This window comes from Mycobacterium szulgai, from assembly GCF_002116635.1.
Taxonomy (GTDB): Bacteria; Actinomycetota; Actinomycetes; order Mycobacteriales; family Mycobacteriaceae; genus Mycobacterium; species Mycobacterium szulgai.
Window position 1 is genome coordinate 1 of record NZ_LQPW01000018.1, and the last position, 1,751, is coordinate 1,751.

General features: G+C 65.7%; 1 protein-coding gene. It reads right to left on the reverse strand.

Annotation, left to right across the window (positions count from 1 at the left end):
* The coding region (locus AWC27_RS04655; protein ID WP_139836770.1) for an SDR family NAD(P)-dependent oxidoreductase at nucleotides 1–1,751 on the reverse strand (1,751 nt) is incomplete at both ends.

The following is a 1,751-nucleotide window of genomic DNA, read 5'->3' on the forward strand; positions in this document are numbered from 1 at the left end:
CTCCACCCCACCCGGAAACCGACACCCCATCCCCACCACCGCAATAGGCTCCTCAACCCGCACCGGCGCACCCACCACCGGCCCACTTGCAACTTCGCGGGTTGTTCCGTTGATCAGTTGGCGTAGGTGTTCGGTGAGGGCGGCCGGTGTGGGGTGGTCGAAGATGAGCGTGGGTGATAACGCGAGCCCGGTCGCGGTTTGCAGCCGGTTACGCAGCTCGACAGCGGTCAGGGAATCAAAACCCTGATCCTGGAACGCGCGGTCGGCTTCGATGGTGTCCGGATCAGCGCCCAAGACAGTGGCCACATGGGAGTACATAAGCTGCGAGAGCAGCGATTGTTGTTGCTCATCAGAGAGCCCGGCCAGGCGCTGCGCCAATACCGAACCCGACGAAGCCGCGGCCCGGTGCCCGACCAGCGACCGTCGCCGGGCATTCACCAGGCCGGCGAACAAGACCGGCAACCCTTCTGACGAAGATGACAACCTGCCTGTATCCAGCCGGGCCGGCGCCACGCAGCACTGATCGAGGGCCAACGCGGTGTCGAACAAGTCCAGGGCTTCCCGCGATGGCATCGCCAACAGGCCACCCCGACTCAGCCTGGCCACATCCTGGGCCCCAAGCTGCCCGGTCATGGCGCTGGCCTCTTCCCATAGCCCCCACGCCAGCGAGGTCGCCGGCAGACCCGCCTCCCGCCGGTATGCGGCCAACCCATCCAGAAAGGCGTTGGCGGCCGCGTAATTGGCTTGCCCCGCAGTCCCCATCACACCGGCCATCGAGGAGAACATCACAAACGCCGACAAATCCTGGTCCTGAGTCAACTCATGCAGATTCCACGCCGCGTCGACCTTGGGCCGCAACACGGCATCCACTCGCTGCGGTGTCAGCGATGCAATGACCGCGTCATCCAGCACCCCGGCGGCGTGCACCACCGCCGACAGCGGGGACCGCGCCGGTATGGCCGCCAATACCCCGGCCAGCGCGTCGCGGTCAGCAACATCACAGGTGGCCACCTGCACCTGCGCCCCCGCCTGGCCTAGCTGATCCACCAGCTCGTCGGCACCCTCGGCGGCCATCCCACGCCGGCTCACTAACATCAGATGTCGCACCCCGTAATGGGCCACCAGATGCCGAGCCAGCGTCATGCCCAACCCGCCAGTGCCCCCGGTGATCAACACAGTGCCCGCCGGATCGAACACCGGCATCCTCAACACCACTTTGCCGATATGGCGGGCCTGACTGACAAACCGGTAGGCAGCCGCGGCCCGGCGCACCTCGAAGCCGGTGACCGGCAGCGGGTGCAGCACACCCGCCTCAAATAGTCTCGCCACCTCGGCCAGCATCTGCTGTTTGCGCTGCGGGCCGACCTCCAGCAGATCGAACGCCTGATAAGCCACCCCGAGACGCTGCTTGACAACCACAGCGGGATCGCGGATGTCGGTCTTACCCATCTCCAGGAAACGACCCCCAACCGACAACAACCGCAGCGACGCGTCCACGAACTCCCCCGCCAACGCGTTAAGCACCACATCCACCCCGCGCCCGCCGGTGACGGCCAAAAACTTCTCAGCGAACTCCACACTGCGCGAACTGGCGATATGCTCCTCATCAAGACCCAAATCCCGCAACGTGTCCCACTTGCCCACACTTGCGGTGCCAAACACCTCCAACCCCCAATACCGAGCCAGCTGCACCGCAGCCATCCCGACCCCACCGGCAGCGGCATGCACCAACACCGACTCCCCGCCCCGCA